At 54.9% G+C, this 1,520-nt stretch carries 1 protein-coding gene; it reads left to right on the forward strand.

The window, feature by feature from the left end; genetic code table 11:
• Nucleotides 1-328: 328 nt before the first annotated feature.
• The coding region (locus ACOCD2_RS19505; RefSeq protein WP_294106339.1) for a choice-of-anchor Q domain-containing protein at nt 329-1,520 on the forward strand (1,192 nt) is incomplete at its 3' end.

A 1,520-nucleotide genomic window follows, 5' to 3' on the forward strand; every position in this document is an offset into this window, starting at 1 on the left:
GACCGGCTTGCCATTCGCCCGCTCGGCAACCTCGACTTCCAGCTCGGGTGCCGCTTCGTTACCAACCCAGCGCACCAACTTGTAGACAAATGACTTGAATTTCTGCACCCGGTTCAGGATAATCTTGAGCTGCATCCCACTTGGTTCCCTCTGAGTTGATGATGGTTTCACAACTCCATCTTCTCAGAGACCGGGTGGGGTGCTCTACCCCGATAGGACAGACCTGATCATTTGCCTCAAACCCACCTCTGCTACCCACAAATTCTGCTGAGGAGCCGAATTTCTAATGAGGACGAAAATGCCGTATCTCCTATGTAAACACATCATCATGCTCACCCTGCTGGGCTGCATGGCGCAATCACTCCAGGCAGCCACATTGACCGTTACCAACGTCAGTGACAGCGGCAGTGGCTCGTTGCGCGAAACCCTGGCGAATGCCGATGACGGCGACACCCTTGTTTTCGCGCGATCACTCAAAGACCTCACCATCGTGTTGCCGGATTCAAGCCAGATCAGCATCGACAAAAATATTACCCTCAACGGGGACGTGAACGGTGATAAAAGGCCGGATATCACGATCAGCGGTGGTGGCCACAGCTCACGCCTGTTTAAGATCGAGAAAGGAGTTGAGGTGACGCTGAAATCGCTGAACCTGATACACGGCCACGCCAACGAGGGTGGTGGCATCCTCAATAACGGCACACTGACGATGGAATATTGCCGCATGAGTAACAACTACGCGAATTGGACTGGCGGTGCCATCCAGAACTGGGGAAAGTTGACCATCAGCGATGGTACCTTTGATAACAATGCGTCGGGTTCAGGCGGCGCCATCTTCAACGTGAAATTAACGCGCCCCGACGGAGGGGACGCGTATATTCAACAAAGTACGTTCAAAAGCAATGTCGCTAGAGAAGGCGGCGGCGGAGCAATCTCCAACTTTGGGAAGAACCTGGTCATCAGTGCCAGTACCCTGGCGTACAACCGTGCCGACAAGGAAGGTTCCGCGGTTTACGCCCGTAAGGGAGTAACTGCGATTCGCAGCAGCACGCTCTACGGCAACAAATCCACGTCCACCGGGGACTTGAATCACGTTGGCACCGTCTACGGAGCATGCTACACCTGCCAGACGACAGTCGAGCTGGTGAACACCGTTGTTGCCGGCTCAACCGGTAGGAACTGTGGCGCCGATAAATACATTACCTTCATCATAGACCATAGTTGGTTTGACGATGACAGCTGTGAGAATGGCGATGCATCCGGAGCACCTGAACTGGGGCCATTGGGGAACAACGGCGGTTATACGGAAACCATGATGCCGTCCGGGCATAGTGGTCTCATTGATGCGGGGAATTCACAAACCTGTACGGTACGTGACCAACGCCTGGCACCGCGCGTGGGTACCTGCGACATTGGATCTGTGGAGGGCGGCAGTAAGGCACCGGTCGGACCGATACCCGGCAACGGAGACGATACCGACGCGATGAGCGCGCTGGTTATTGGGGAGCCATCTTCAACTG

Source organism: Thiolapillus sp. (assembly GCF_048562965.1).
GTDB classification, from domain to species: Bacteria; Pseudomonadota; Gammaproteobacteria; order Chromatiales; family Chromatiaceae; genus Thiolapillus; species Thiolapillus brandeum_A.